1 protein-coding gene is annotated in these 488 nt (G+C 66.6%); it reads right to left on the reverse strand.

The genetic code is table 11. The annotated features are described in order from the left end of the window. A partial coding sequence (locus tag KN815_RS47375) for a ketoacyl-synthetase C-terminal extension domain-containing protein (protein ID WP_216347953.1) occupies positions 1-488 on the reverse strand: 488 nt, incomplete at both ends.

The following is a 488-nucleotide window of genomic DNA, read 5'->3' on the forward strand; positions in this document are numbered from 1 at the left end:
CACCGCCGCCTCACCCACACCCGACACCACCCACGGCACAGCAGGCAGCCCAACTCCCTCATCCCGAGGTCCCTCCACCACCTCAGGCGCCTGCTCCACGATCACATGGGCATTCGTCCCGCTCACTCCGAACGACGACACACCCGCCCGACGTGGCCGATCCACATCCGGCCACGCCACCTGCTCGGTCAGCAACTCCACCTCACCAGCCGACCAATCGACATGGGTAGATGGCTCGTCCAGGTGCAAGGTCCGGGGCAGCACGCCGTGGCGCATCGCCATCACCATCTTGATCACACCGGCCACACCCGCCGCCGCCTGCGTATGACCGATATTCGACTTCACCGAACCCAGCAACAATGGCCGACCCGGATCCCGATCCTGACCGTACGTGGCCAACAACGCCTGCGCCTCGATCGGATCACCCAACGCCGTGCCCGTGCCGTGCGCCTCGACCGCATCGATCTCCGACGCCGAAAGTCCGGCGC

The sequence above is a fragment of the Streptomyces niphimycinicus genome (assembly GCF_018883605.1).
Classification (GTDB): domain Bacteria; phylum Actinomycetota; class Actinomycetes; order Streptomycetales; family Streptomycetaceae; genus Streptomyces; species Streptomyces niphimycinicus.